Annotated in this window: 24 protein-coding genes and 1 pseudogene; 17 read left to right on the top strand and 8 right to left on the bottom strand. The window is 60.7% G+C overall.

Annotated elements, in window-relative coordinates; all coding sequences use genetic code 11:
* Positions 1-178: 178 nt before the first annotated feature.
* Complete coding sequence (locus L6D63_RS05995) at positions 179-1672, bottom strand: aldehyde dehydrogenase (RefSeq protein ID WP_131670738.1); 1494 nt, start codon at positions 1670-1672, stop codon at positions 179-181.
* A 234-nt stretch (positions 1673-1906) separates the two neighbouring features.
* On the opposite strand from L6D63_RS05995, the gene L6D63_RS05990 reads away from it, so the two are divergent.
* The gene (locus L6D63_RS05990; RefSeq protein ID WP_041071946.1) at positions 1907-2269 is read left to right on the top strand and encodes a cupin domain-containing protein; all 363 of its coding nucleotides are present in this window, start codon (positions 1907-1909) and stop codon (positions 2267-2269) included.
* Positions 2270-2475: 206 nt separating this feature from the next.
* On the opposite strand, the gene rpmG is transcribed toward L6D63_RS05990, so the two are convergent.
* Both rpmG and rpmB read right to left on the bottom strand, forming a co-directional pair.
* The gene (gene rpmG, locus L6D63_RS05985) at positions 2476-2631 is read right to left on the bottom strand and encodes a 50S ribosomal protein L33 (protein ID WP_003177274.1); all 156 of its coding nucleotides are present in this window, start codon (positions 2629-2631) and stop codon (positions 2476-2478) included.
* 11 nt (positions 2632-2642) lie between these two features.
* Positions 2643-2876 (bottom strand): 50S ribosomal protein L28, encoded by a 234-nt coding sequence (gene rpmB, locus L6D63_RS05980; protein ID WP_003229474.1) that lies wholly within the window; start codon positions 2874-2876, stop codon positions 2643-2645.
* 447 nt (positions 2877-3323) lie between these two features.
* Here rpmB and L6D63_RS05975 point away from each other — a divergent pair, with 447 nt between their 5' ends.
* Positions 3324-4910 (top strand): ABC transporter substrate-binding protein, encoded by a 1587-nt coding sequence (locus L6D63_RS05975; protein ID WP_131670739.1) that lies wholly within the window; start codon positions 3324-3326, stop codon positions 4908-4910.
* A gap of 112 nt (positions 4911-5022) precedes the next feature.
* Here the strand turns inward: L6D63_RS05975 and radC are convergent, their stop codons facing one another.
* Positions 5023-5697: a RadC family protein gene (gene radC, locus L6D63_RS05970; protein ID WP_047297276.1), complete on the bottom strand. Its 675-nt coding sequence runs from the start codon at positions 5695-5697 to the stop codon at positions 5023-5025.
* 133 nt (positions 5698-5830) lie between these two features.
* On the opposite strand from radC, the gene coaBC reads away from it, so the two are divergent.
* The 4 genes and pseudogenes from coaBC (at position 5831) to argB (ending at position 10128) form a co-directional block, all read left to right on the top strand.
* On the top strand, positions 5831-7039 hold the full coding sequence (gene coaBC / locus L6D63_RS05965) for a bifunctional phosphopantothenoylcysteine decarboxylase/phosphopantothenate--cysteine ligase CoaBC (protein WP_121182734.1): 1209 nt from the start codon (positions 5831-5833) through the stop codon (positions 7037-7039).
* A gap of 5 nt (positions 7040-7044) precedes the next feature.
* On the top strand, positions 7045-7500 hold the full coding sequence (gene dut, locus L6D63_RS05960) for a dUTP diphosphatase (RefSeq protein WP_003229483.1): 456 nt from the start codon (positions 7045-7047) through the stop codon (positions 7498-7500).
* 328 nt (positions 7501-7828) lie between these two features.
* Positions 7829-9205, top strand: a pseudogene (locus L6D63_RS05955) (phosphomannomutase/phosphoglucomutase); the annotation flags it as partial.
* Positions 9206-9222: 17 nt separating this feature from the next.
* Positions 9223-10128, top strand: a complete 906-nt coding sequence (gene argB, locus L6D63_RS05950) for an acetylglutamate kinase (protein ID WP_003229488.1) — start codon at positions 9223-9225, stop codon at positions 10126-10128.
* Positions 10129-10314: 186 nt separating this feature from the next.
* On the opposite strand, the gene pyrE is transcribed toward argB, so the two are convergent.
* Positions 10315-10959: an orotate phosphoribosyltransferase gene (gene pyrE / locus L6D63_RS05945; RefSeq protein WP_041071932.1), complete on the bottom strand. Its 645-nt coding sequence runs from the start codon at positions 10957-10959 to the stop codon at positions 10315-10317.
* Positions 10960-11041: 82 nt separating this feature from the next.
* Between pyrE and L6D63_RS05940 the strand changes: the two genes are divergently transcribed.
* Positions 11042-11821, top strand: coding sequence for an exodeoxyribonuclease III (locus tag L6D63_RS05940; RefSeq protein WP_007920349.1), 780 nt, complete (start codon positions 11042-11044; stop codon positions 11819-11821).
* Between the two features lie 82 nt (positions 11822-11903).
* Here the strand turns inward: L6D63_RS05940 and L6D63_RS05935 are convergent, their stop codons facing one another.
* Positions 11904-12272, bottom strand: a complete 369-nt coding sequence (locus L6D63_RS05935) for a DUF4870 domain-containing protein (RefSeq protein ID WP_131670740.1) — start codon at positions 12270-12272, stop codon at positions 11904-11906.
* A gap of 29 nt (positions 12273-12301) precedes the next feature.
* Positions 12302-13024, bottom strand: coding sequence for a ribonuclease PH (gene rph / locus L6D63_RS05930; protein ID WP_003229494.1), 723 nt, complete (start codon positions 13022-13024; stop codon positions 12302-12304).
* Between the two features lie 270 nt (positions 13025-13294).
* Here rph and L6D63_RS05925 point away from each other — a divergent pair, with 270 nt between their 5' ends.
* From L6D63_RS05925 to L6D63_RS05900, 6 genes are all read left to right on the top strand, one after another.
* Positions 13295-14158, top strand: coding sequence for a YicC/YloC family endoribonuclease (locus L6D63_RS05925; RefSeq protein ID WP_047297277.1), 864 nt, complete (start codon positions 13295-13297; stop codon positions 14156-14158).
* 10 nt (positions 14159-14168) lie between these two features.
* Complete coding sequence (gene gmk, locus L6D63_RS05920; RefSeq protein ID WP_041071927.1) at positions 14169-14789, top strand: guanylate kinase; 621 nt, start codon at positions 14169-14171, stop codon at positions 14787-14789.
* A gap of 167 nt (positions 14790-14956) precedes the next feature.
* The gene (gene rpoZ, locus L6D63_RS05915) at positions 14957-15220 is read left to right on the top strand and encodes a DNA-directed RNA polymerase subunit omega (protein ID WP_008030604.1); all 264 of its coding nucleotides are present in this window, start codon (positions 14957-14959) and stop codon (positions 15218-15220) included.
* 57 nt (positions 15221-15277) lie between these two features.
* Positions 15278-17383, top strand: coding sequence for a bifunctional GTP diphosphokinase/guanosine-3',5'-bis pyrophosphate 3'-pyrophosphohydrolase (gene spoT / locus L6D63_RS05910; protein ID WP_041071922.1), 2106 nt, complete (start codon positions 15278-15280; stop codon positions 17381-17383).
* A gap of 24 nt (positions 17384-17407) precedes the next feature.
* A complete protein-coding gene (locus tag L6D63_RS05905; RefSeq protein ID WP_003229509.1) occupies positions 17408-17788 on the top strand; it encodes a RidA family protein in 381 nt (126 codons plus the stop codon).
* A gap of 73 nt (positions 17789-17861) precedes the next feature.
* Positions 17862-18602, top strand: coding sequence for a putative periplasmic lipoprotein (locus L6D63_RS05900; protein WP_027610405.1), 741 nt, complete (start codon positions 17862-17864; stop codon positions 18600-18602).
* A 137-nt stretch (positions 18603-18739) separates the two neighbouring features.
* On the opposite strand, the gene L6D63_RS05895 is transcribed toward L6D63_RS05900, so the two are convergent.
* Positions 18740-19597 (bottom strand): SDR family oxidoreductase, encoded by an 858-nt coding sequence (locus tag L6D63_RS05895; protein ID WP_131670741.1) that lies wholly within the window; start codon positions 19595-19597, stop codon positions 18740-18742.
* A 188-nt stretch (positions 19598-19785) separates the two neighbouring features.
* On the opposite strand from L6D63_RS05895, the gene exbB reads away from it, so the two are divergent.
* From exbB to L6D63_RS05875, 4 genes are all read left to right on the top strand, one after another.
* On the top strand, positions 19786-20742 hold the full coding sequence (exbB, locus tag L6D63_RS05890) for a tonB-system energizer ExbB (RefSeq protein ID WP_108184206.1): 957 nt from the start codon (positions 19786-19788) through the stop codon (positions 20740-20742).
* A gap of 6 nt (positions 20743-20748) precedes the next feature.
* Positions 20749-21177, top strand: coding sequence for a TonB system transport protein ExbD (gene exbD / locus L6D63_RS05885; protein ID WP_047297280.1), 429 nt, complete (start codon positions 20749-20751; stop codon positions 21175-21177).
* Positions 21174-21923: an energy transducer TonB family protein gene (locus tag L6D63_RS05880; RefSeq protein WP_047297281.1), complete on the top strand. Its 750-nt coding sequence runs from the start codon at positions 21174-21176 to the stop codon at positions 21921-21923. Before exbD ends, L6D63_RS05880 begins: the two co-directional genes overlap by 4 nt.
* Before the next feature lie 210 nt (positions 21924-22133).
* Positions 22134-23063 (top strand): hydrogen peroxide-inducible genes activator, encoded by a 930-nt coding sequence (locus L6D63_RS05875; RefSeq protein ID WP_047297282.1) that lies wholly within the window; start codon positions 22134-22136, stop codon positions 23061-23063.
* The last annotated feature ends 7 nt before the right edge of the window (positions 23064-23070 follow it).

The raw sequence follows: 23070 nt of genomic DNA, 5'->3' as shown, positions 1-23070 counted from the left end.
GAGGGGATTCATCCACGACAGGTCGCGCAGCGACCTCAAAACCTGCACCATCAAATGCACTGGTTTTGCGACTGCTTCGCAGCCGATCGGGGATAAATCCCCTCCCCACAGAGACTTGCTCCCACAGGGATCTCTGTTCGATTCGGGAGCCTGATTCACTCAGGCTCCCATCAACGATTTACAGCTTGATCCACGTCGCCTTCAGCTCGGTGTACTTGTCGAATGCATGCAGCGACTTGTCACGACCGTTGCCCGACTGCTTGAAGCCACCGAACGGTGCGGTCATGTCGCCGCCGTCATACTGGTTGACCCACACGCTACCGGCGCGCAGCGCTTTGGCGGTCAGGTGCGCTTTGGAGATGTCCTGGGTCCAGACTGCTGCGGCCAGGCCATACGGCGTATCGTTGGCGATCTGGATCGCCTCTTCGGCGGTGTCGAAAGCGATGACCGACAGCACCGGGCCGAAGATCTCTTCCTGAGCGATCTTCATTGCGTTGCTCACGCCGTCGAAAATCGTTGGCTCGACGTAGGTGCCACCGGTTTCCTGGAGGATGCGCTTGCCACCAGCGACCAGTTTGGCGCCGTCGCTGTGACCGGATTCGATGTACGACAGCACGGTGTTCATCTGCTGGGTATCGACCAGCGCACCAACGTTGGTCGCCGGATCCAGCGGGTTGCCCGGCTTCCAGGTTTTCAGCGCCTCGATCACCATCGGCAGGAATTTGTCCTTGATCGAACGCTCGACCAGCAGACGCGAACCGGCGGTGCAGACCTCGCCCTGGTTGAAGGCGATGGCGCTGGCGGCGGATTCGGCAGCGGCTTGCAGGTCCGGCGCATCGGCGAAGACGATGTTCGGGCTCTTGCCGCCGGCTTCCAGCCATACGCGCTTCATGTTCGATTCGCCGGAGTAGATCATCAACTGCTTGGCGATTTTGGTCGAACCAGTGAACACCAGCGTGTCGACATCGTTGTGCAACGCCAGCGCTTTGCCAACGGTGTGGCCGTAGCCCGGCAGCACGTTGAGCACGCCTTTCGGAATGCCGGCCTCAACCGCCAGCGCAGCGATGCGGATGGCAGTCAGCGGGGATTTTTCAGACGGCTTGAGGATCACCGAGTTACCGGTCGACAACGCCGGGCCAAGTTTCCAGCAGGCCATCATCAGCGGGAAGTTCCACGGCACGACGGCGCCGACGACGCCCACCGGCTCGCGGGTCACCAGACCGAGTTGATCGTGCGGAGTGGCGGCGACTTCGTCGTAAATCTTGTCGATCGCCTCGCCGCTCCAGCTCAGGGCCTGCGCCGCGCCGGGCACGTCGATGTACAGCGAATCGCTGATCGGCTTGCCCATGTCGAGGGTTTCGAGCAGCGCCAGTTCTTCGGCGTGCTGCTTGAGCAGGCCGGCGAAACGGATCATGGTGGCTTTGCGTTTGGTCGGTGCCAGGCGCGACCAGACGCCGGAATTGAAGGTGGCGCGAGCGTTTTCCACGGCGCGCTGAGCGTCGGCGGCGTCACAGCTGGCGATCTTGCCCAGCAGACGGCCATCGACCGGGCTGATGCACTCGAAAGTCTCGCCAGAAACGGCGTCGGTGTATTCACCGTTGAGGTAGGCGCGGCCTTCGATCTTCAGGTCGCGGGCGCGTTGTTCCCAATCGGCACGAGTCAGGGTGGTCATTCGAGTGTCCTCCTCTTGTTGAATAGAGCGCCGCGTTCTTCGCGGTCGTCTTCAGGAATGCTGCCCGGCCAGCCTGCTTTTCGGCCCAAGGCACCCGCCACCCTAAACCAGCGGCCGGGTTTGTTTCAATATATTTGACATAAGCGCACCATACGACCTTGCGGTGTTCATTTTAATAAACATAGACTTTGGCCCTTTCAAGCCACCGCGCCGTCATCACGGGAGAAAACAACAATGAACATCCAGAACGTCGTCGACATCAGCCTGACCACCAGCGCAGCCGAACGCTATCGCCCGGACCCGGCCAAAGTGCTCAAGGGCGATCCCGAGCAAGCGGTGTTCAACCAGTACGACAGCCCTTGCGGGCAAATGGGTGTCGGCGTGTGGGAAGGCGCGGTTGGCCAATGGACGGTGAACTACACCGAGCACGAATATTGCGAAATCCTGCAGGGAGTTTCGGTACTGCGTGACAGCGATGGCAATGCCAAGACCTTGCGCGTGGGTGACCGCTTTGTGATTCCAGCGGGCTTCCGTGGCACCTGGGAAGTGCTGGAGGCTTGCCGCAAGGTCTATGTGATCTTTGAACAGAAGGCTTGAGTCTTTCGCTGACTGCTCCGGCCCTATCGCTGGCAAGCCAGCTCCCACAGGTTTTGTGGTTAACACCAATATTGTGAACACCGGTAATCACTGTGGGAGCTGGCTTGCCAGCGATGAGGCCCGGCCTGACACCGCAGAAATCCGAGGCAACAAAAAAGGCCCGCATCTCACGATACGGGCCTTTTTCGTAAGTCGGGAAAAATCAATTACTTGATTTTGCCTTCCTTGTAGATCACGTGCTTGCGAACAACCGGATCATATTTCTTGATCTCGATTTTGTCCGGGGTAGTACGCTTGTTCTTGTCGGTAGTGTAGAAGTGACCAGTACCGGCGCTCGAAATCAAACGAATCAATTCACGCATGATTAGCTCCCTTAAATCTTGCCGTCGCGACGCAGCTCGGCCAGCACAACGCTGATGCCACGCTTGTCGATGATACGCATGCCTTTGGCGGAAACGCGCAGGCGTACGAAACGTTTCTCTTCTTCAACCCAGAAGCGGTGATGCTGCAGGTTCGGCAGGAAACGACGACGGGTTTTGTTGTTTGCGTGGGAAATGTTATTCCCGGTTACCGGACCCTTACCGGTAACTTGACATACTCTCGACATGCCTCAGCCCTCTAAAACCACATGCCCAACCCGGCATGGGTTGGCCGCTTAATCTCTCAGTCATTTGGCGCCAGGCGCCGCGTTTCTTTAGAGGTCTTACCGGCTACACCTACAGTGAAGGAACCGGGCCCCTAGAAAAGAGCGCTGCTTTATACCAGAAAGACCGGGGTGCAACAACAATGGATGTGCAATCGACCGGTAAAAACGCGCATTTTCCGGCTGCGGACGCTTTGGATAAAGGCTGAGGCGCGTTTTGACCACTCGTCGCAGAAAACCGCTCTAAAAGAGGTTCCCGACTTTTCCTCGTGCACCGTGGTCTGAAAAACACCACTGTCCCGGCCCGAAAAATGCAAAAAGGGGATAGTCATTTGCAATCCAGCCCTCTAGGGTAACCCTTTTCCAGACTGCACCTGCAGATGGGCCTTCGATCTGTAAAGGAAGCCGACAATGCGCCTCGCTGCCCTACCCCTGTTGCTCGCCCCGCTTCTGCTGAGCCCCCTGGCCCAGGCTGCCGCCCTGAGCGTGTGCACCGAGGCCAGCCCTGAAGGGTTCGACGTGGTGCAATACAACTCGCTGACCACCACCAATGCCTCGGCCGACGTACTGATGAACCGCCTGGTGGACTTCGACACCGCCAGCGGCAAAGTCGTGCCAAGCCTGGCCGACAGCTGGGAAGTCAGCCCCGATGGCCTGAGTTACGTGTTCAAGCTGCACCCGCAGGTGAAGTTTCACAGCACTGACTATTTCAAGCCGACCCGCACCCTGAGCGCCGAAGACGTCAAGTTCAGCTTCGACCGCATGCTCGACCCGGCCAACCCATGGCACAAAGTGGCGCAAAGCGGCTTCCCGCACGCCCAGTCCATGCAGTTGCCGACGCTGATCAAGAAGATCGACGCACTCGACCCGCTGACCGTGCGCTTTACCCTCGACCACCCGGATTCGACGTTTCTCGCGACGCTGAGCATGGGCTTCGCCTCCATCTATTCCGCCGAATATGCGGACAAGCTGCTCAAGGCCGACGCCACCGACAAGCTCAACAGCCAACCGATCGGCACCGGTCCGTTCGTGTTCACGCGCTTCCAGAAAGACGCCTCGGTGCGCTACAAGGCCAACCCGGACTATTTTGGCGGCAAGCCTGCGGTCGATCCGCTGATCTTCGCCATCACCCCGGACGCCAACGTGCGCCTGCAAAAACTGCGGCGCAACGAGTGCCAGATCGCTCTGTCGCCAAAACCGCTGGACGTGAAGGCCGCGCAAGAAGAGCCGACGCTGAAAGTGGAAAAGACTGACGCGTTCATGACCGCTTTCGTCGGCATCAACAGCCAGCATCCACCGCTCGACAAACCGGAAGTGCGCCAGGCGATCAACCTCGCCTTCGACAAGTCCAGCTACGTCAAAGCCGTGTTCGAAGACACTGCCGAACCCGCCAACGGCCCTTACCCGCCGAACACCTGGAGCTACGCGAAGAACCTGCCAGGCTATCCGCACGACGTGGCCAAAGCCAAGGCGCTGCTGGCCAAGGCCGGACTCAAGGACGGCTTCCAGACCACCATCTGGACGCGTCCGTCCGGCAGCCTGCTCAACCCGAACCCGAGTCTGGGCGCGCAGTTGCTGCAATCGGACCTGGCAGAAATCGGCATTCAGGCGGAAATCCGCGTGATCGAGTGGGGCGAACTGATCCGCCGCGCCAAGGCTGGCGAGCATGACCTGCTGTTCATGGGCTGGGCCGGTGACAACGGTGACCCGGACAACTTCCTCACGCCGCAGTTTTCCTGCGCAGCGGTCAAGTCCGGCACCAACTTCGCCCGCTACTGCAATGCCGACCTGGACAAGCTGATCAGCGCTGGCAAGACCACCAGCGAACAAGGCGTGCGCACCAAACTCTACGAGCAGGCGCAGGCGCAGATTCAGCAGCAGGCGCTGTGGTTGCCACTGGCCCACCCGACCGCCTATGCGCTGACGCGTAAAGACGTTCAGGGTTACTCCGTCAGCCCGTTTGGGCGGCAGGACTACTCTAAGGTCAACCTCAAATAACCCACCACAGTACAATCCCCCTGTAGGAGCTGCCGAAGGCTGCGATCTTTTGATTTTGTTTTTCAGATCAAAAGATCGCAGCCTCCGGCAGCTCCTACAGAGGGTAGGCCGGCTACATCCAGCCACACTCCGCCATCGACAGCGGTTCGCCATCGCCGACAATAAAGTGATCGAGCACCCGCACATCAATCAGATCCAGAGCCTTCTGCAAACGCTTGGTCAGTTGCCGATCCGCCTGGCTCGGATCGCTGTTCCCCGATGGGTGGTTGTGGCAGAGAATCACCGCCGCCGCGTTGTTGGCCAGTGAGCGCTTCACCACTTCCCGGGGATGCACGCTGGTATTGTCGATCGAGCCGCGAAATAGCGCCTCGAACGTCAGCACTTGATGCTTGGAATCAAGAAACAGGCAGCCAAACACCTCGTGGGGCTCATGGCGCAGCATGGATTTGAGGTAATCCCGAACAGCCTGTGGATTCTCCAGTGCCGGCTCTCTACGTGAGCGCTCGGCCAGATACCGGCGGTTCATTTCTTGGGCAGCCTGCAACTGCGCAAACTTTGCGGGCCCCAGCCCCAACTGTTTGCTGAATGCTTCCTGATCGGCCTCAAGCAACAAACGCAGGCTGCCGAACTGATTCAACAAGTGTCGCGCCAGGTCCACTGCGCTTTTTCCAGCGACTCCCGTACGCAAAAAAATCGCCAGTAACTCGGCGTCTGAAAGGCTCGCAGGGCCCTGTTCCAACAACCTTTCTCGCGGCCGCTCCGCCGCCGGCCAATCGCGAATACTCATACACGTTCCTTGTCTGTGGGCGCCGCTGTTCCGTAGCGGTCGCTGTGATATCGTAGCCCATCTTTTTTGCGGGCGAATTCACCCTGGGGAGGGGGTTTCGCCACGTATCAACCACGAAATGAAAGGCAGACCTATGCAGCGGCTGTATCGGAAACGCATCGTTCTGGGCGTCGGCGGCGGCATTGCGGCCTACAAGAGCGCCGATCTGGTTCGTCGCCTGATCGACCAGGGTGCCGAAGTGCGCGTGGTCATGACCCATGGCGGCGCCGAGTTCATCACCCCGCTGACCATGCAGGCCCTGTCCGGGCACCCGGTTCACCTCGATTTGCTCGACCCGGCTGCCGAAGCGGCGATGGGCCACATCGAGCTGGCCAAGTGGGCCGATCTGGTATTGATCGCCCCGGCCACCGCCGACCTGATCGCCCGTCTGGCCCAAGGCATCGCCAACGATTTGCTGACCACGCTGGTTCTTGCTACCGACGCCGTAGTGGCCGTCGCGCCGGCAATGAACCAGGCCATGTGGCGCGATCCGGCGACCCAGGCCAACCTGCAACTCCTTGAAAGCCGTGGCCTGAAGACCTTCGGCCCAGCCTCCGGCAGCCAGGCCTGCGGCGACGTCGGCATGGGCCGGATGATGGAAGCCACCGATCTGGCGCAGTGTGCGGCGGACTGCTTCCAGCGTCAGGCACTGACCGGCAAGCACGTAGTGATCACCGCCGGCCCGACCCAGGAAAACATCGACCCGGTGCGCTACATCACCAACCACAGCTCCGGGAAAATGGGCTTTGCCCTCGCCGAAGCCGCGGTGGAAGCCGGCGCCCGCGTCACGCTGATCAGCGGCCCGGTACACCTGCCAACGCCGGATCGCGTCACGCGCATCGACGTGGTCAGTGCGCGGGACATGCTCGCGGCCTGCGAATCCGCCATCCCGTGTGACGTGTTTATCGCCTCGGCTGCGGTAGCGGACTACCGTCCGGAAGTCGTTGCCCCGCAAAAACTCAAGAAAGACCCTACAAGTGGCGACGGTTTCGTCCTGCAAATGGTGCGTAACCCGGACATCCTGGCCACCATCGCGACCCGTTCCGACCGTCCGTTCAGTGTCGGCTTCGCCGCCGAGACCGAACACCTGCTCGACTACGCTGCACGCAAGCTGAAAGACAAGAATCTCGATTTGATCGTCGCCAACGACGTGGCCAATCCGAGCATCGGGTTCAACAGCGAAGAAAACGCCTGCAGCGTGATCGACCGTGAGCTTCACGCCACCGTTTTCGCCCAGACCAGCAAGGGCAAGATCGCTCGCCAACTGGTCACTTTTATCGCCGAACGTCTGAACCAGGTTTAATTTACATGCACGCTTTGCAAGCCAAGATCCTCGACCCCCGCATCGGTACCGAATTCCCGCTGCCACAATACGCCACCCCGGGCTCCGCCGGCCTCGACCTGCGCGCCATGCTGGAGCAGGACATCGTGATCAAGCCGGGTGAAACCGTGCTGATCCCTACCGGTCTGTCGGTCTACATCGGCGACCCGAACCTCGCCGCGCTGATCCTGCCGCGCTCGGGCATGGGCCACAAGCACGGCATCGTGCTGGGCAACCTCGTCGGCCTGATCGACTCGGACTACCAGGGCCCGCTGATGGTGTCCTGCTGGAACCGTGGCCAGAGCGACTTCACCATGACCGTCGGCGAGCGCCTGGCGCAACTGGTGCTGGTGCCGGTAGTACAGGCGCACTTCGAAATGGTGGAAGAGTTCGTCGAAACCGAGCGCGGCGCGGGCGGCTTCGGTCATACCGGCACTAAATAACCCTGAAACATTATTGTGGCGAGGGGATTTATCCCCGATGGGCTGCGAAGCGGCCCCAAGACTTTTGGATCTGTTGCGCAGCCATCGGGGATAAATCCCCTCACCACAAATTTGTGCATTTTCGACAGCAGGTTTTAACACCGAAAATCAAGGTTTTGCCGGCCAAAAGCCACGCCAGCCGAGGCGTCATGGCCCTTTCACACCACGAACTCTCTGTGGAAAACGCCGTCATACCCTTCAGTTTGAGCCTGCCGCCGAGTGAATCGTCGGTCTGTCCCGCCCTTTTCGAGATGGAGCATTTGTGCAGATGAGCACCCCAGCCAAGATCGCCCCGAAGCTTCCCGACAGCATCTTCCGCGCCTACGACATTCGCGGCACCGTGCCGGAATTCCTCAATGCCGAAACCGCGTACTGGATTGGCCGCGCCATCGGCTCGCAGAGCCTGGCCCAGGGTGAACCGAACGTGTCGGTCGGCCGCGACGGGCGCCTGTCCGGCCCGGAGCTGGTTGCCGAACTGATCCGCGGTATCGCCGAGAGCGGCTGTCACGTCAGCGACGTTGGTCTGGTGCCGACGCCGGCGCTGTACTACGCGGCCAACGTGCTGGCCGGCAAGTCTGGCGTAATGCTCACCGGCAGCCACAACCCGTCGAACTACAACGGCTTCAAGATCGTGATCGCCGGCGACACCCTCGCCAACGAGCAGATCCAGGTGCTGCACGAGCGCATCAAGACCAATGACCTGACCAGCGGTCAGGGCAGCGTCACTCAGGTCGAAATCCTCGACCGCTACACCACCGAAATCGTCCAGGACGTCAAACTGGCCCGCCGCCTGAAAGTCGTGGTCGACTGCGGCAACGGCGCGGCCGGCGTGATCGCTCCGCAACTGATCGAAGCGCTGAACTGCGAAGTCATCCCGCTGTTCTGCGAAGTCGATGGCAACTTCCCCAACCACCACCCGGACCCGGGCAAACCCGAGAACCTCGTCGACCTGATCGCCAAGGTCAAGGAAACCAACGCCGATCTCGGCCTGGCCTTCGACGGCGACGGCGACCGTGTCGGCGTGGTGACCAACACCGGCAGCATCGTCTACCCGGATCGCCTGCTGATGCTGTTTGCCCGCGACGTGGTGGCGCGCAATCCCGATGCGGAAATCATCTTCGACGTCAAATGCACCCGCCGCCTGGTGCCGCTGATCAAGGAGTACGGTGGTCGCCCGCTAATGTGGAAGACCGGTCATTCGTTGATCAAAAAGAAAATGAAACAATCCGGCGCTCTATTGGCCGGCGAGATGAGCGGGCACATCTTCTTCAAGGAGCGCTGGTTCGGTTTCGACGACGGTATTTACAGCGCCGCACGGCTGCTGGAGATCCTCAGCAAGGAAAAATCCACCGCCGAAGAGCTGTTTGCGACCTTCCCGAACGATATTTCTACGCCGGAAATCAATATCCATGTGACCGAAGAGAGCAAATTCAGCATCATTGATGCACTGCACGACGCACAGTGGGGTCCAGGCGCTGACCTGACCACCATCGACGGCGTGCGAGTCGATTACGCCAAAGGCTGGGGCCTGGTGCGCGCCTCCAACACCACACCGGTGCTGGTGCTGCGTTTCGAGGCCGATGACGAGGCAGAACTTGCGCGTATCAAGGCGGTGTTCCACACCCAACTGAAACGCGTTGCACCTGATCTCCAACTACCGTTCTGATTCACCCGGAGCCCTGAATGACCCTCGAACGCGAAGCCGCCGCCCACACCGCCCAGGTCCTGTCCGAAGCGTTGCCTTACATCCGACGTTATGTCGGCAAGACTCTGGTGATCAAATACGGCGGCAACGCGATGGAAAGCGAGGAGCTGAAAACCGGCTTCGCCCGCGACATCGTCTTGATGAAAGCCGTGGGCATCAACCCGGTGGTGGTTCACGGCGGCGGCCCGCAGATCGGTGATCTGCTCAAACGCCTGTCGATCGAAAGCCACTTTGTCGATGGCATGCGCGTCACTGACGCGGCGACCATGGACGTGGTGGAAATGGTCCTCGGCGGCCAGGTCAATAAAAGCATCGTCAACCTGATCAACCGCCACGGTGGCAGCGCCATCGGCCTGACCGGTAAAGACGCCGGACTGATTCGTGCGAAGAAATTGACCGTCACCCGCCAGACTCCGGAGATGACCCAGCCGGAAATCATCGACATCGGTCAGGTCGGTGAAGTGGTCGGGATCAACACTGAACTGTTGAATCTGCTGGTCAAAGGCAACTTCATTCCGGTGATCGCGCCCATCGGCGTCGGTGAGAACGGCGAGTCGTACAACATCAACGCTGACCTGGTGGCCGGCAAGGTCGCCGAGGCGCTGAAAGCCGAGAAGCTGATGCTGCTGACCAACATCGCCGGCCTGATGGACAAGTCGGGCACTGTGTTGACCGGCCTGAGCACCCAGCAGGTCGACGACCTGATCGCCGACGGCACCATCTACGGCGGCATGTTGCCGAAGATCCGTTGTGCACTGGAAGCGGTTCAGGGCGGCGTCGGCAGCTCGCTGATCATCGACGGTCGCGTACCGAACGCGATCCTGCTGGAAATCTTCACCGATACCGGTGTGGGTACGCTGATCAGCAATCGCAAGCGTCCGTAAGCCGTCGCGGAAACCAAAAGACCCCGCTCAGCCTGACTGAGCGGGGTCTTTTTTTGCCTGCGGCATTCCATCTCTTTTGTGGCGAGGGAGCTTGCTCCCGCTGGGTTGCGAAGCGGCCCCAAAATAGTGTGAGCGCTGCGCACTCAAGCGGGAGCAAGCTCCCTCGCCACAAAAGCACCTACGACATCAGACGCCAAACTGCGCGCGGTACGCTTCCACAGCTGGCAGATGCTGCTTGAGCTGCGGATCGTCAGCGAGGAATTCCAGCACCTGGTTCAGCGAAACGATGCTGATCACCGGAATACCGAAATCACGCTCGACTTCCTGGATTGCCGACAACTCGCCGTTGCCACGCTCCTGACGATTCAGGGCGATCAACACGCCAGCAGCCTTGGCGCCGTCTTGGGACGCGATGATCTGCATCACTTCACGGATCGCGGTGCCGGCGGTGATCACGTCGTCGATGATCAGCACGTCTCCGGTCAGCGGTGCGCCGACCAGACTGCCGCCTTCGCCGTGGGCCTTGGCTTCCTTGCGGTTGAAACACCACGGCAGGTCGCGGTCGTGATGCTCGGCCAGCGCGACGGCAGTGGTTGCCGCCAGCGGGATGCCTTTGTAGGCCGGGCCAAACAGGACGTCGAAGGATATGCCGCTTTCGGCGATGGCTGCCGCGTAGAAACGCCCCAGTTGCGCCAGGGCCGATCCCGTGTTGAACAGGCCGGCGTTGAAGAAGTAAGGACTGGTGCGCCCGGACTTCAGGGTGAACTCACCGAAGCGCAAAACGCCGCGATCGATGGCAAAACGAATGAAATCGCGCTGATACGCTTGCATGAAAAAAACCCCAAATACCACGGATTTAGCTAATTAGCTTGACGCCGTGTATCATACACGCACGCGATTTTTGGGGCCATTTATGCGGATCATCAGTGTGAACGTCAATGGTATTCAGGCGGCAGTCGAGCGTGGTTTGCTCAGTTGGCTGCAAGCTCAGAATGCCGACGTCATCTGCCTGCAGGACACCCGTGCCTCCGCCTTTGAACTGGATGACCCAGCCTTCCAACTGGATGGCTACTTCCTTTATGCCTGCGATGCTGAAGTCCCTGCCCAAGGTGGCGTGGCTTTGTATTCGCGGTTGCAACCGAAGGCTGTCATCAGCGGTCTCGGTTTCGAGACGGCCGACCGCTACGGGCGCTACCTGCAAGCAGATTTCGACAAAGTCAGTATTGCCACCTTGCTGCTTCCTTCGGGGATGAACGGTGATGAGGACTTGAACCAGAAGTTCAAGCTCATGGACGATTTCGGCAAGTACCTGGACAAGCAGCGGCGTAAACGTCGCGAGTACATTTATTGTGGCTCGCTGTACGTGGCGCAGCAGAAGCTCGACATCAAGAACTGGCGCGACAGCCAGCAATCCCCGGGCTTCCTGGCGCCAGAACGCGCCTGGATGGACGAGATTGTCGGCAACATGGGTTACGTCGATGCCCTGCGCGAAGTCAGCCGCGAAGGCGACCAGTACAGCTGGTGGCCGGACAACGAACAGGCCGAGATGCTCAATCTGGGCTGGCGCTTCGACTACCAGATCCTGACCCCGGGCCTGCGGCGCTTCGTGCGCAGTGCACGCCTGCCGCGTCAGCCGCGGTTCTCGCAGCACGCGCCGCTGATCGTCGACTACGACTGGACGCTGACCATCTAAGCGTCGATTCGTGAATGCAAAAAAGCCGACATCGCTGTCGGCTTTTTTGTGCGCGCTGATTACAGGTCATTTGTGCTGATCGTTATTTGATCAACCGCCAGGTAAACGGATAACGGTAGGGGAACCCTTCGTTCGCCTTCACCCCGGCAATGATCGTCAACACCAGCGCCCCGATGTCCAGCAGGCCCAGCAAGAAGAAGCCGATGATCAACACCATCAGCAGCAGACAGATCGCGGCAGCAATCGCCACGGTGATCTGGAAATTCAGCGCCTCTTTGCCCTGAGCGTCGATGAACGGATCAGTTTCGCGCTTCATCTGCCACAGAATCAGCGGCCCGATCAGGTTGCCGAACGGAATCCAGATCCCCAGCAAGGCGGACAAGTGACAAAACATCGCCCATTGGCGAACCTCCTGGCTCGGTTTGGGCAGCAACTCTTGCTCATCACTCATCGCATCCTCCTTGCGGGTTACGAACCTGCTCAGTCGGCCAGTGCGGCCTTTTGCAGTTCGAAGATTTCGTTCATGCCTTTCTTGGCCAGTTCCAGCATGGCGTTCAGTTCTTCAGGCTGGAACGGCGCGCCTTCGGCGGTGCCCTGGACTTCGATGAAGCCACCGGTACTGGTCATCACCACGTTGAGGTCAGTCTCGGCGGCGGAGTCTTCAAGATAGTCCAGATCCAGCACCGGCTCGCCCTGATACATGCCGACCGACACCGCGCCGATCATTTGCTTGAGCGGGTCGCCGCCCTTGAGGCCGCCACGCTTCTTGATCACTTTCAGTGCATCAACCAGGGCGACCATGGCACCAGTGATGGAGGCGGTGCGGGTGCCGCCGTCAGCCTGGATCACGTCGCAGTCGACGTACAGGGTCACGTCGCCCAGCTTGGACATGTCCAGCGCAGCGCGCAGGGAGCGGCCGATCAGGCGCTGGATTTCCAGGGTGCGACCGCCCTGCTTGCCACGGCTCGCTTCACGCTGGTTACGCTCGCCAGTGGCACGCGGCAGCATGCCGTACTCGGCGGTCAACCAGCCCTGGCCCTGGCCCTTGAGGAAACGCGGCACGCCGTTTTCGACGCTGACGGTGCAGATGACTTTGGTATCACCGAATTCGACCAGTACGGATCCCTCGGCGTGTTTGGTGTAGTTGCGGGTAATGCGGATCGAGCGGAGCTGATCGGCAGCGCGACCACTTGGACGTTTCATAGGGAATACCTGTACTGGGGACGGAAAACTGCCGAGCATTATAGAGCGCTGCACCGCGCCTGGGCACGGGTTAAAAATTCCGGCCGTCGACCTACGGCCCTGAAACACGCATAACCGACGGCCTGCAGCCCTTTGTCACACCGTGTGTTTGGGCGCATCCGCCGCACTGCGCTACAATCCTGCGCCTTTGCTGCCAGTCGGCTTAAATTCATTGATATCGAGCCTGCGGAACATCCCTTCTGCGCCGATCTGCATTGCGAGGTCACCGCCATGGTGCACAGCATGACCGCCTTCGCCCGCGTTGAGAAAGCCGGCGCCCAGGGCACCCTGAGCTGGGAACTGCGCTCGGTCAACAGCCGCTATCTGGAACCGCACCTGCGCCTGCCGGAGTCGTTCCGCGACCTCGAAGGCGCCGTGCGTGAAGCCCTGCGTCAGGGCCTGTCGCGGGGCAAACTGGAATGCACCCTGCGCTTCACCGAAGAAAGCACCGGCAAGCCGTTGCAGGTCGACCGCGAGCGCGCCGCGCAATTGGTCGCCGCCGCCGAAACCGTTGCCGGGCTGATCAACAACCCGGCGGCACTGAACCCGCTGGAAGTACTGGCCTGGCCCGGCGTGCTGGTGGCCGACGCGACTGATCCCCAGGCGCTGAATGCCGATGCGCTGGCCCTGTTCAATCAAGGTCTCAAGGAACTCAAGGCCGGCCGCGAGCGCGAAGGCGCGGAGCTGGCACGCCTGATCAACGAGCGCCTGACCTCCATAGAAGAAGACGTCGTGACCCTGCGTGAACTGGTGCCGCAGATGCTCGCGACCCAGCGCCAGAAAGTCCTCGACCGCTTCGCCGACATGAAGGCCGAACTGGATCCGCAGCGTCTGGAACAGGAAATGGTCATGCTCGCGCAAAAGAGCGATGTGGCCGAAGAACTGGATCGCCTGAGCACCCACATCATTGAAGTCCGCCGGGTTCTCAAGTCCGGCGGTGCTGCTGGCCGGCGCCTCGACTTCCTGATGCAGGAACTCAACCGCGAAGCCAACACACTGGGCTCCAAGGCCTTCGACCCGCGCAGCACCCAGGCCGCCGTCAACCTCAAGGTGTTGATCGAGCAGATGCGCGAACAAGTGCAGAATATTGAGTAAGGCAACAGACATGACCCACCACACCGGCACCCTGTACATCATTTCCGCCCCTTCGGGTGCGGGCAAGAGCAGCCTGGTCAAGGCGTTGACCGACACCAACCCGGAAATCCGCGTCTCGATTTCACACACCACCCGCGCCATGCGCCCGGGCGAAGTGGATGGCGTGAACTATCACTTCGTGACCCGCGAAGAGTTCGTGAAGATGGGCGAACACGGCGACTTCCTCGAACGCGCCGAAGTCTTCGGCAACTTCTACGGCACCTCGCAAAGCCGCCTGCAGCAGACGCTGGATGAAGGCCACGACCTGATTCTGGAGATCGACTGGCAAGGCGCCGAGCAGGTCCGCAAGTTGATGCCGCAAGCCCGCTCGATCTTCATCCTGCCGCCGTCGCTGCAAGCCCTGCACCAGCGCCTGACCAACCGTGGCCAGGACAGCGACGAGATCATCGACGGCCGGATGCGCGAAGCAGTCAGCGAGATGAGCCACTACGTCGAATACGATTACCTGATCATCAACGATGATTTCGCCCACGCGCTGGACGATCTGAAAGCGATTTTCCGTGCCAATCAGCTGCAGCAGAAGCGCCAGCAAGTGCGTTTCGGCAGATTGCTGGCTGAATTGCTGGGTTAATCAGCACTTCCCAAAACCGCTGCAAGCGCTTTACATTGGTGCCTGCAGCGCGTTGAAGGGTCTGGTCAAAAAATCAGCGCTTCCCTAATCGCTGGTGATTTTTTAAACTGTTGAGTCCGCTCGCCCAACCGGGCAGCGCGCATATTGCATTCGCTCCGAGGAATACCATGGCCCGCGTAACCGTTGAAGACTGCCTAGAACACGTGGAAAACCGCTTTGAGCTGGTCATGCTCTCTACCAAGCGTGCCCGTCAACTGGCCACCGGCGGCAAAGAGCCACTGGTCCAGTGGGAAAACGACAAGCCGACCGTTGTCGCCCTGCGTGAAATCGCTGAAGGCCTGATGAGCTATGAGTTCATCGCCGAGCAGGAAATCGTCCAGGATGAACCGCTCTTCGCTGCTTTCGAGGACGAGTCCAACGAGGCCGTCTAAGCCTATGCCTGGTCGACGTAGCACGGCGCGGGAACACAGCCTACGGCAGGAGTCATCATGCCGAGCATAGACGCCCTCGCCGATCGCTTATCGACCTACCTCGGCAACGACCAGGTCAACCTGGTCCGCCGAGCGTATTTCTACGCCGAGCAAGCCCATGACGGTCAGCGCCGTCGCAGCGGCGAGGCGTACGTCACGCATCCGCTTGCGGTGGCGAATATTCTTGCCGACATGCACATGGACCATCAGAGCCTGATGGCGGCGATGCTGCATGACGTGATCGAAGACACCGGTATCGCCAAGGAAGCGCTGCAAGCGCAGTTCGGTGAAACCGTGGCCGAACTGGTCGACGGGGTCAGCAAACTGACCCAGATGAACTTCGAGACCAAGGCCGAAGCCCAGGCCGAGAACTTCCAGAAAATGGCCATGGCCATGGCCCGCGACATTCGCGTGATCCTGGTCAAGCTCGCCGACCGCCTGCACAACATGCGCACGCTGGAGGTGCTGTCCGGGGAAAAACGCCGGCGCATCGCCAAGGAAACCCTTGAAATCTACGCGCCCATCGCCAACCGGCTGGGCATGCACGCGATTCGTATCGAATTTGAAGACCTCGGCTTCAAGGCGATGCACCCGATGCGTTCCGCGCGGATCTACCAGGCGGTCAAACGCGCCCGGGGCAACCGCAAGGAAATCGTCAACAAGATCGAAGAGTCCCTCGGCCATTGCCTCGCCATCGACGGCATCCAGGGCGAAGTCAGCGGACGCCAGAAACACCTCTACGGCATCTACAAGAAAATGCGCGGCAAGCGTCGAGCCTTCAACGAGATCATGGACGTCTACGCGTTCCGGATCATCGTCGACAAGGTCGATACCTGCTACCGCGTGCTGGGTGCTGTGCATAATTTGTACAAACCGTTGCCGGGGCGCTTCAAGGATTACATCGCGATCCCCAAGGCCAACGGCTATCAATCGCTGCACACCACGCTGTTCGGCATGCACGGCGTGCCGATCGAGATCCAGATCCGCACCCGCGAAATGGAAGAGATGGCCAACAACGGCATTGCCGCCCATTGGCTGTACAAGTCCAGCGGTGACGAGCAACCGAAAGGCACTCACGCCCGCGCCCGCCAGTGGGTCAAAGGCGTGCTGGAAATGCAGCAACGTGCCGGCAACTCGCTGGAATTCATCGAGAGCGTGAAGATCGACCTGTTCCCGGACGAGGTCTATGTGTTCACGCCCAAAGGCCGGATCATGGAGCTGCCCAAAGGCTCCACGGCGGTCGATTTTGCCTACGCGGTACACACCGACGTCGGCAACAGCTGCATTGCCTGCCGGATCAACCGCCGCCTCGCACCGCTGTCCGAACCGCTGCAAAGCGGCTCCACGGTCGAGATCGTCAGCGCGCCCGGCGCACGGCCGAACCCGGCGTGGCTCAACTTCGTGGTCACCGGCAAGGCGCGCACGCACATCCGCCACGCGCTGAAACTGCAGCGCCGCTCCGAGTCGATCAGCCTCGGTGAACGCCTGCTGAACAAGGTACTCAACGGTTTCGACAGCGCGCTGGAGAAGATCCCGGCCGAGCGCGTCAAGGCAATGCTCGCCGAATATCGCCTGGAGCTGATCGAAGATTTGCTCGAAGACATCGGCCTGGGCAACCGCATGGCCTATGTCGTGGCGCGCCGTCTGCTCGGCGAAGGCGAGCAGCTGCCGAGTCCGGAAGGGCCGCTGGCGATTCGCGGCACCGAAGGGCTGGTGCTGAGCTACGCCAAGTGCTGCACACCGATCCCGGGCGACCCGATTGTCGGCCACCTGTCGGCGGGCAAAGGCATGGTCGTGCACCTGGACAACTGCCGCAACATCAGCGAAATCAGGCACAACCCGGAAAAATGCATCCAGCTCTCGTGGGCCAAGGATGTCACCGGCGAATTCAACGTCGAACTGCGCGTCGAGCTGGAGCACCAGCGCGGCCTGATCGCGCTGCTGGCCAGCAGTGTCAACGCGGCCGACGGCAATATCGAGAAAATCAGCATGGATGAGCGCGATGGCCGCATCAGCGTCGTCCAGTTGGTGGTCAGCGTCCACGACCGTGTGCACCTGGCCCGCGTGATCAAGAAACTGCGCGCCCTGACCGGGGTCATCCGCATCACCCGCATGCGTGCCTAATTCACACCTAACAAGGAGTCATACATGACCAAGACTGTTATCACCAGCGACAAGGCCCCAGCCGCCATCGGTACTTACTCCCAGGCGATCAAGGCCGGCAACACTGTCTACATGTCGGGCCAGATTCCTCTGGACCCAAAGACCATGGAGCTGGTTGAAGGCTTCGAAGCCCAGACCGTCCAGGTGTTCGAGAACCTCAAAGCCGTGGCTGAAGCTGCCGGTGGTTCGTTCAAGGACATCGTCAAGCTGAACATCTTCCTCACCGACCTGAGCCACTTTGCCAAGGTCAACGAAATCATGGGCAAATACTTCGACCAGCCTTATCCGGCCCGCGCCGCCATCGGCGTTGCAGCCCTGCCGAAGGGTTCGCAAGTCGAAATGGATGCCATCCTGGTCATCGAGTAATGCACACGGCGCAGCCTTCAACCGCTGCGCCGACTGCTCTGCGGTAAAGAAAAGGTTTTGAAAGGATTCCACCATGCGCAAAGCGCTTGCTCTCTCGCTGCTCGCCATTTTCCTCGGCGGCTGTGCCAGCGACCCCGCCGACCGTGACATCAGCGGCACCTGGATCAACCAGGTGGCGATCGATGCCGCTGCCAAGGGCGGTCCCCTGCGCGAAGCGCTTCAGGCCTATGGCCCGAACCTGGAGTGGGACGTCAACACCAAGGCCGGTCAGGCCCGCTACACCAACGGTTTCGAGAACGTCGAAGGACGGCTGCAGGGCGAACAGTCCGGCGCCTGGAAAGTCGACTTCTATGGCAGCTCCGGCAGCGAGCTGAAACGCGACGGCGGCCGGATGAAACAAGCCGCCACCGAGAACGAACCCGACCAGTTGTTCGACCGCGCACAAATCCCCGTACCGGAAGGCGCGCCAATCGGTGCCAGCTTCGAACGCGCACTGTATTCGGCTTACCTGGGCGGCAGCTGGAAGATTGCCAGCGGCGACGGCGAAGGCAACACCGTGCAATTCCAGGCCGACGGCCAGGTGTCCGGCCTGCCCGGCGCCGACCGTTATGCGCTGTGCCTGGCAGGCGACTGCGCCTCGATGAACAGCGACCACGACAGCATGTGGCTGCAGCTCAACGGCCAGGGCAACAACTGGATCTTTGCCCGCAAAGGCAAGGCGCTGGAAATCTTCCAGGCAGTGAATACCGCACTGGCGGATGAAATGCCGCAGTTCACCCCGGGTGAGCGCAAGTGGTTGCTTGAGAAGCAGTAACCGCGCCTGAGAGCAACACATAATCCTGTGGGAGCGGGCTTGCCCGCGATGAGGCCATCAGACTCAACACTTTAGTTGACTGCCAAGCCGCCATCGCGGGCAAGCCCGCTCCCACAGTGGTTTGTGGCGTTAGAAAGTCAGCACTTGCCTTCAAGAATCGCCGCATAACCTTCGCGGTAACTCGGATATTTCGGCGTCCAGCCCAGCGCCTTCGCACGAGCATTGCTGCAGCGTTTACTGCCAGTGCGGCGTACGCTGGCGTCGTCAGCCCATTCGGTAACCCCCAGATACTCCCGCAGCCAGGCGACCACTTCGGCCAGCGGTGCCGGTGCATCGTCCACACCAATATAGATTTCCTGCAACGGCTTGCCCTGATGAGCCGCCTGCAGCAGAAACGCCATCAGCCCCGCCGCGTCATCAGCATGGATGCGATTGCCGTACAGCGGCGGCTCGACCGCCACCCGATAACCACGACGCACCTGAGTCAGCAGCCACTCACGCCCCGGGCCGTAGATACCGGTCAGGCGCACGATGCTCGCCGGGATACCGCTGTTCAGCGCCACTTGCTCAGCTTCGAGCATCAGTCGCCCGGAGTATCCGCTGGCGACAGTCTCTGAATTTTCGTCGACCCACTCCCCTTCCTGCTGGCCGTACACACTGCTGCTGGACACGAACAGCAGTCGCTCAGGCACCTGGCCAAAGTCATTCAGCCAGCTCAGCACATTCTGCAAACCCTGTACGTAGGCAGCGCGATAACCGGCTTCATCGTGATCGGTCGCCGCCGCGCAATACACCAGATAGTCCACCGCCCCGAATGGCCAGTTTTCCGGGCAATCTTCCTTGAACAAATCACCAGCGACGCCGATGACGCCGTCCGGCAAACGCGACACATCACGGCGCAGACCCTGCACCTCCCAGCCGGCGGCCAACAATTGCGTAGCCAGACGACTGCCGACATCACCACAACCGGCAATCAAAACAGAAGGCGCGGACATCAAAAAACTCCCAAAAGAAAGGAACAGACTAGCCCTCGTACAGGACGAACGGCTAGCAATGAAGGAAAAAAAGAAACTCTATTACTTTTGTTAACAAGAATTACTTGCAATAATGCACCCCACTTTTGTTCTCGGCCTTACGAGGCCTGGAAGAGCATTACCGTTTTTCTACCTCAGGTCCGGCCAGCATGACACGTAATCAAAACCCCGCTTCGCCAACCAAACGACCTCGCGCCTTCAGCGCAGTGGCGGCCCTGCTGCTCAGCCTGATGCTGGCACCGACCGCCGCTTTCGCCGACGCACAAGCGCCAACCGCTCCGGCTGCCACCGAACAGCACGCACCAACTGCAGCCGCGCCAGCCACCACCGACCCGGTGCAGGCAGTAGACGCCGCCCCGGCAGATGCCCCTGAAGTGCTCGAACCCGACAACACCTTAGGCATGGCCCACGACCTGTCGCCATGGGGCATGTACCAGAACGCCGACATCATCGTGAAAATCGTAATGATCGGTCTGGCCATCGCTTCCATCATCACCTGGACCATCTGGATCGCCAAAGGCTTCGAGCTGATGGGCGCCAAGCGGCGTCTGCGTGGTGAAATCGCGGCTCTGAAAAAAGCCGCCACCCTCAAGGAAGCCAGCGCCACTGCGGCAAAGGAAGGCACCCTCGCCAACCTGCTGGTGCACGACGCCCTCGAAGAGATGCGCCTGTCGGTCAACAGCCGCGAGAAAGAAGGCATCAAGGAGCGCGTCAGCTTCCGCCTCGAGCGTCTGGTCGCCGCCTGTGGCCGCAACATGAGCAGCGGCACCGGCGTCCTCGCCACCATCGGTTCCACCGCGCCGTTCGTCGGCCTGTTCGGCACCGTGTGGGGCATCATGAACAGCTTCATCGGCATCGCCAAGACCCAGACCACCAACCTCGCCGTTGTGGCGCCGGGTATCGCCGAAGCGCTGCTGGCCACCGCGCTGGGTCTGGTTGCTGCGATTCCTGCGGTGGTGATCTACAACGTGTTCGCCCGCTCCATCGCCGGCTACAAGGCGCAGGTGTCCGACGCTTCGGCGCAGGTCCTGTTGCTGGTCAGCCGTGACCTCGATCACCAGCCTGAGCGCAGCAGCTCGCAACCACACATGGTGAAAGTGGGGTAATCGGCCATGGGCCTGCATTTGAAAGAAGGCGCAGACGACGATCTGGCCGAGAACCACGAAATCAACGTCACGCCGTTCATCGACGTAATGCTGGTGCTGTTGATCATCTTCATGGTGGCCGCGCCACTGGCCACCGTGGACATCAAGGTCGACCTGCCGGCCTCGACCGCCAAACCGGCGCCGCGCCCGGAGAAACCGGTGTTCCTCAGCGTCAAGGCTGATCAGCGCCTGTACATCGGCGACGATGAAGTGAAAGCCGAAACCCTTGGCGCCGTGCTCGACGCCAAGACCCAGGGCAAGAAAGACACCACCATCTTCTTCCAGGCCGACAAGGGCGTGGACTACGGCGACCTGATGAGCGTGATGGATAAACTGCGCTCGGCCGGTTACCTGAAGGTCGGTCTGGTGGGCCTTGAGAGCGCAGCCAAGAAATGATCACGACGCGCCATAAGCTGACGCGTTACAGCGGTAGCCTGGCCGTGGTGCTGGGCGTTCACGCGCTGGCCATCGCGCTGGCGCTGAACTGGACCGCCCGCCCGCCCATCGAACTGCCGCCGCAGGCAATGATGGTCGAGCTGGCACCGGTTCCGACCCCGCCACCGCCTGCTCCGCCGAAAGTCGTCACACCGCCGCAGCCACCGGCTCCGGTCGAAGAATTGCCGATTCCGAAACTGGCTGAAGCACCCAAGGCCGAGATTGCCGTACCAAAGCCCAAACCCAAGCCAAAGCCGAAACCGCAGCCGCCCAAACCGGTGGAGAAAAAACCGGAGCCGGTGAAGGAAAAACCTTCCGAGGAAAAACCGGCGGAGACGCAGCCGACCCAGGCACCGACGGAGAAATCCGCCCAGCCGGCACCTGGACCGTCGCCCGCACAAATGGCCGCCAAGGCCAGCTGGCAAAACACCCTGCTCGCGCACTTGGGCAAGTACAAGAAGTATCCGGCCAGTGCGCAGGCTCGCGGCAAGGAAGGCGTGAACCGTTTGCGTTTCGTCGTCGACGCTGAAGGCAATGTGTTGTCGTTCGAACTGGTCGGCCGCTCGGGCAACGCCGACCTGGATCGGGCCACCCTGGAAATGATCCGTCGCGCACAACCGCTGCCTAAGCCGCCGGCCGATATGCTGAACAACGGCTCGATCGAAATTGTGGCGCCGTTTGTGTACTCGCTGGACCGTCGTCGTTAAGTAGCAAGATCAAAAGATCGCAGCCTTCGGCAGCTCCTACAGGTATTCGCCCCTTGTAGGAGCTGCCGAAGGCTGCGATCTTTTGTTTTTCAGCTCATCCATAAACGGCAAACTCACATTGCCCGGTGTCGCATTCCTCACTCAGTCTGATAACGTGCGTCTATCGATTGCAGCCGTTATGCTTGGCCCGCAACTTCATGGACGCTCGCTATGACCCTCACAGAATTACGCTACATCGTTACCCTCGCCCAAGAGCAGCACTTCGGCCACGCCGCCGAGCGTTGCCACGTCAGCCAGCCGACTCTCTCGGTGGGCGTGAAAAAACTTGAAGACGAACTCGGTGTGCTGATTTTCGAGCGCAGCAAAAGCGCCGTACGCCTGACCCCGGTCGGCGAAGGCATCGTCGCCCAGGCGCAGAAAGTCCTGGAGCAGGCGCAAGGCATCCGTGAACTGGCCCAGGCCGGCAAGAACCAGCTGACCGCCCCGCTGAAAGTCGGTGCGATCTACACCGTCGGGCCATACCTGTTCCCGCACCTGATTCCACAACTGCATCGGGTCGCCCCGCAGATGCCGTTGTACATCGAAGAAAACTTCACCCACGTGCTGCGCGACAAACTGCGCAACGGCGAGCTCGACGCGATCATCATCGCCCTGCCGTTCAACGAAGCCGACGTGCTGACCCTGCCGCTGTACGACGAGCCGTTTTACGTCTTGATGCCAGCCCAGCACCCGTGGACGCAAAAAGAATCCATCGACCCGGGCCTGCTCAACGACAAGAGCCTGCTGCTGCTCGGCGAAGGCCACTGCTTCCGCGACCAGGTGCTCGAAGCCTGCCCGACCCTGACCAAGGGCAACGACGGCGCCAAACACACCACGGTGGAATCCAGCTCGCTGGAAACCATCCGCCACATGGTCGCGTCCGGTCTGGGTATCTCGATCCTGCCGCTGTCGGCGGTGGACAGCCATCACTACGCTCCGGGCGTGATCGAAGTGCGGCCGCTGTCGGCGCCGGTGCCATTCCGCACCGTCGCCATTGCCTGGCGCGCCAGCTTCCCGCGGCCGAAAGCCATCGAGATCCTCGCCGACTCCGTTCGCCTGTGCTCGGTGGCCAAGCCCGTCGCGCCGGTTACGGCCGGTTAAGCCAGGG

Source organism: Pseudomonas parakoreensis (assembly GCF_021602155.1).
Classification (GTDB): Bacteria; Pseudomonadota; Gammaproteobacteria; order Pseudomonadales; family Pseudomonadaceae; genus Aquipseudomonas; species Aquipseudomonas parakoreensis.
Note: the sequence above shows the minus strand (reverse complement) of the source record. Positions and strands in the feature narration are given on the sequence as shown.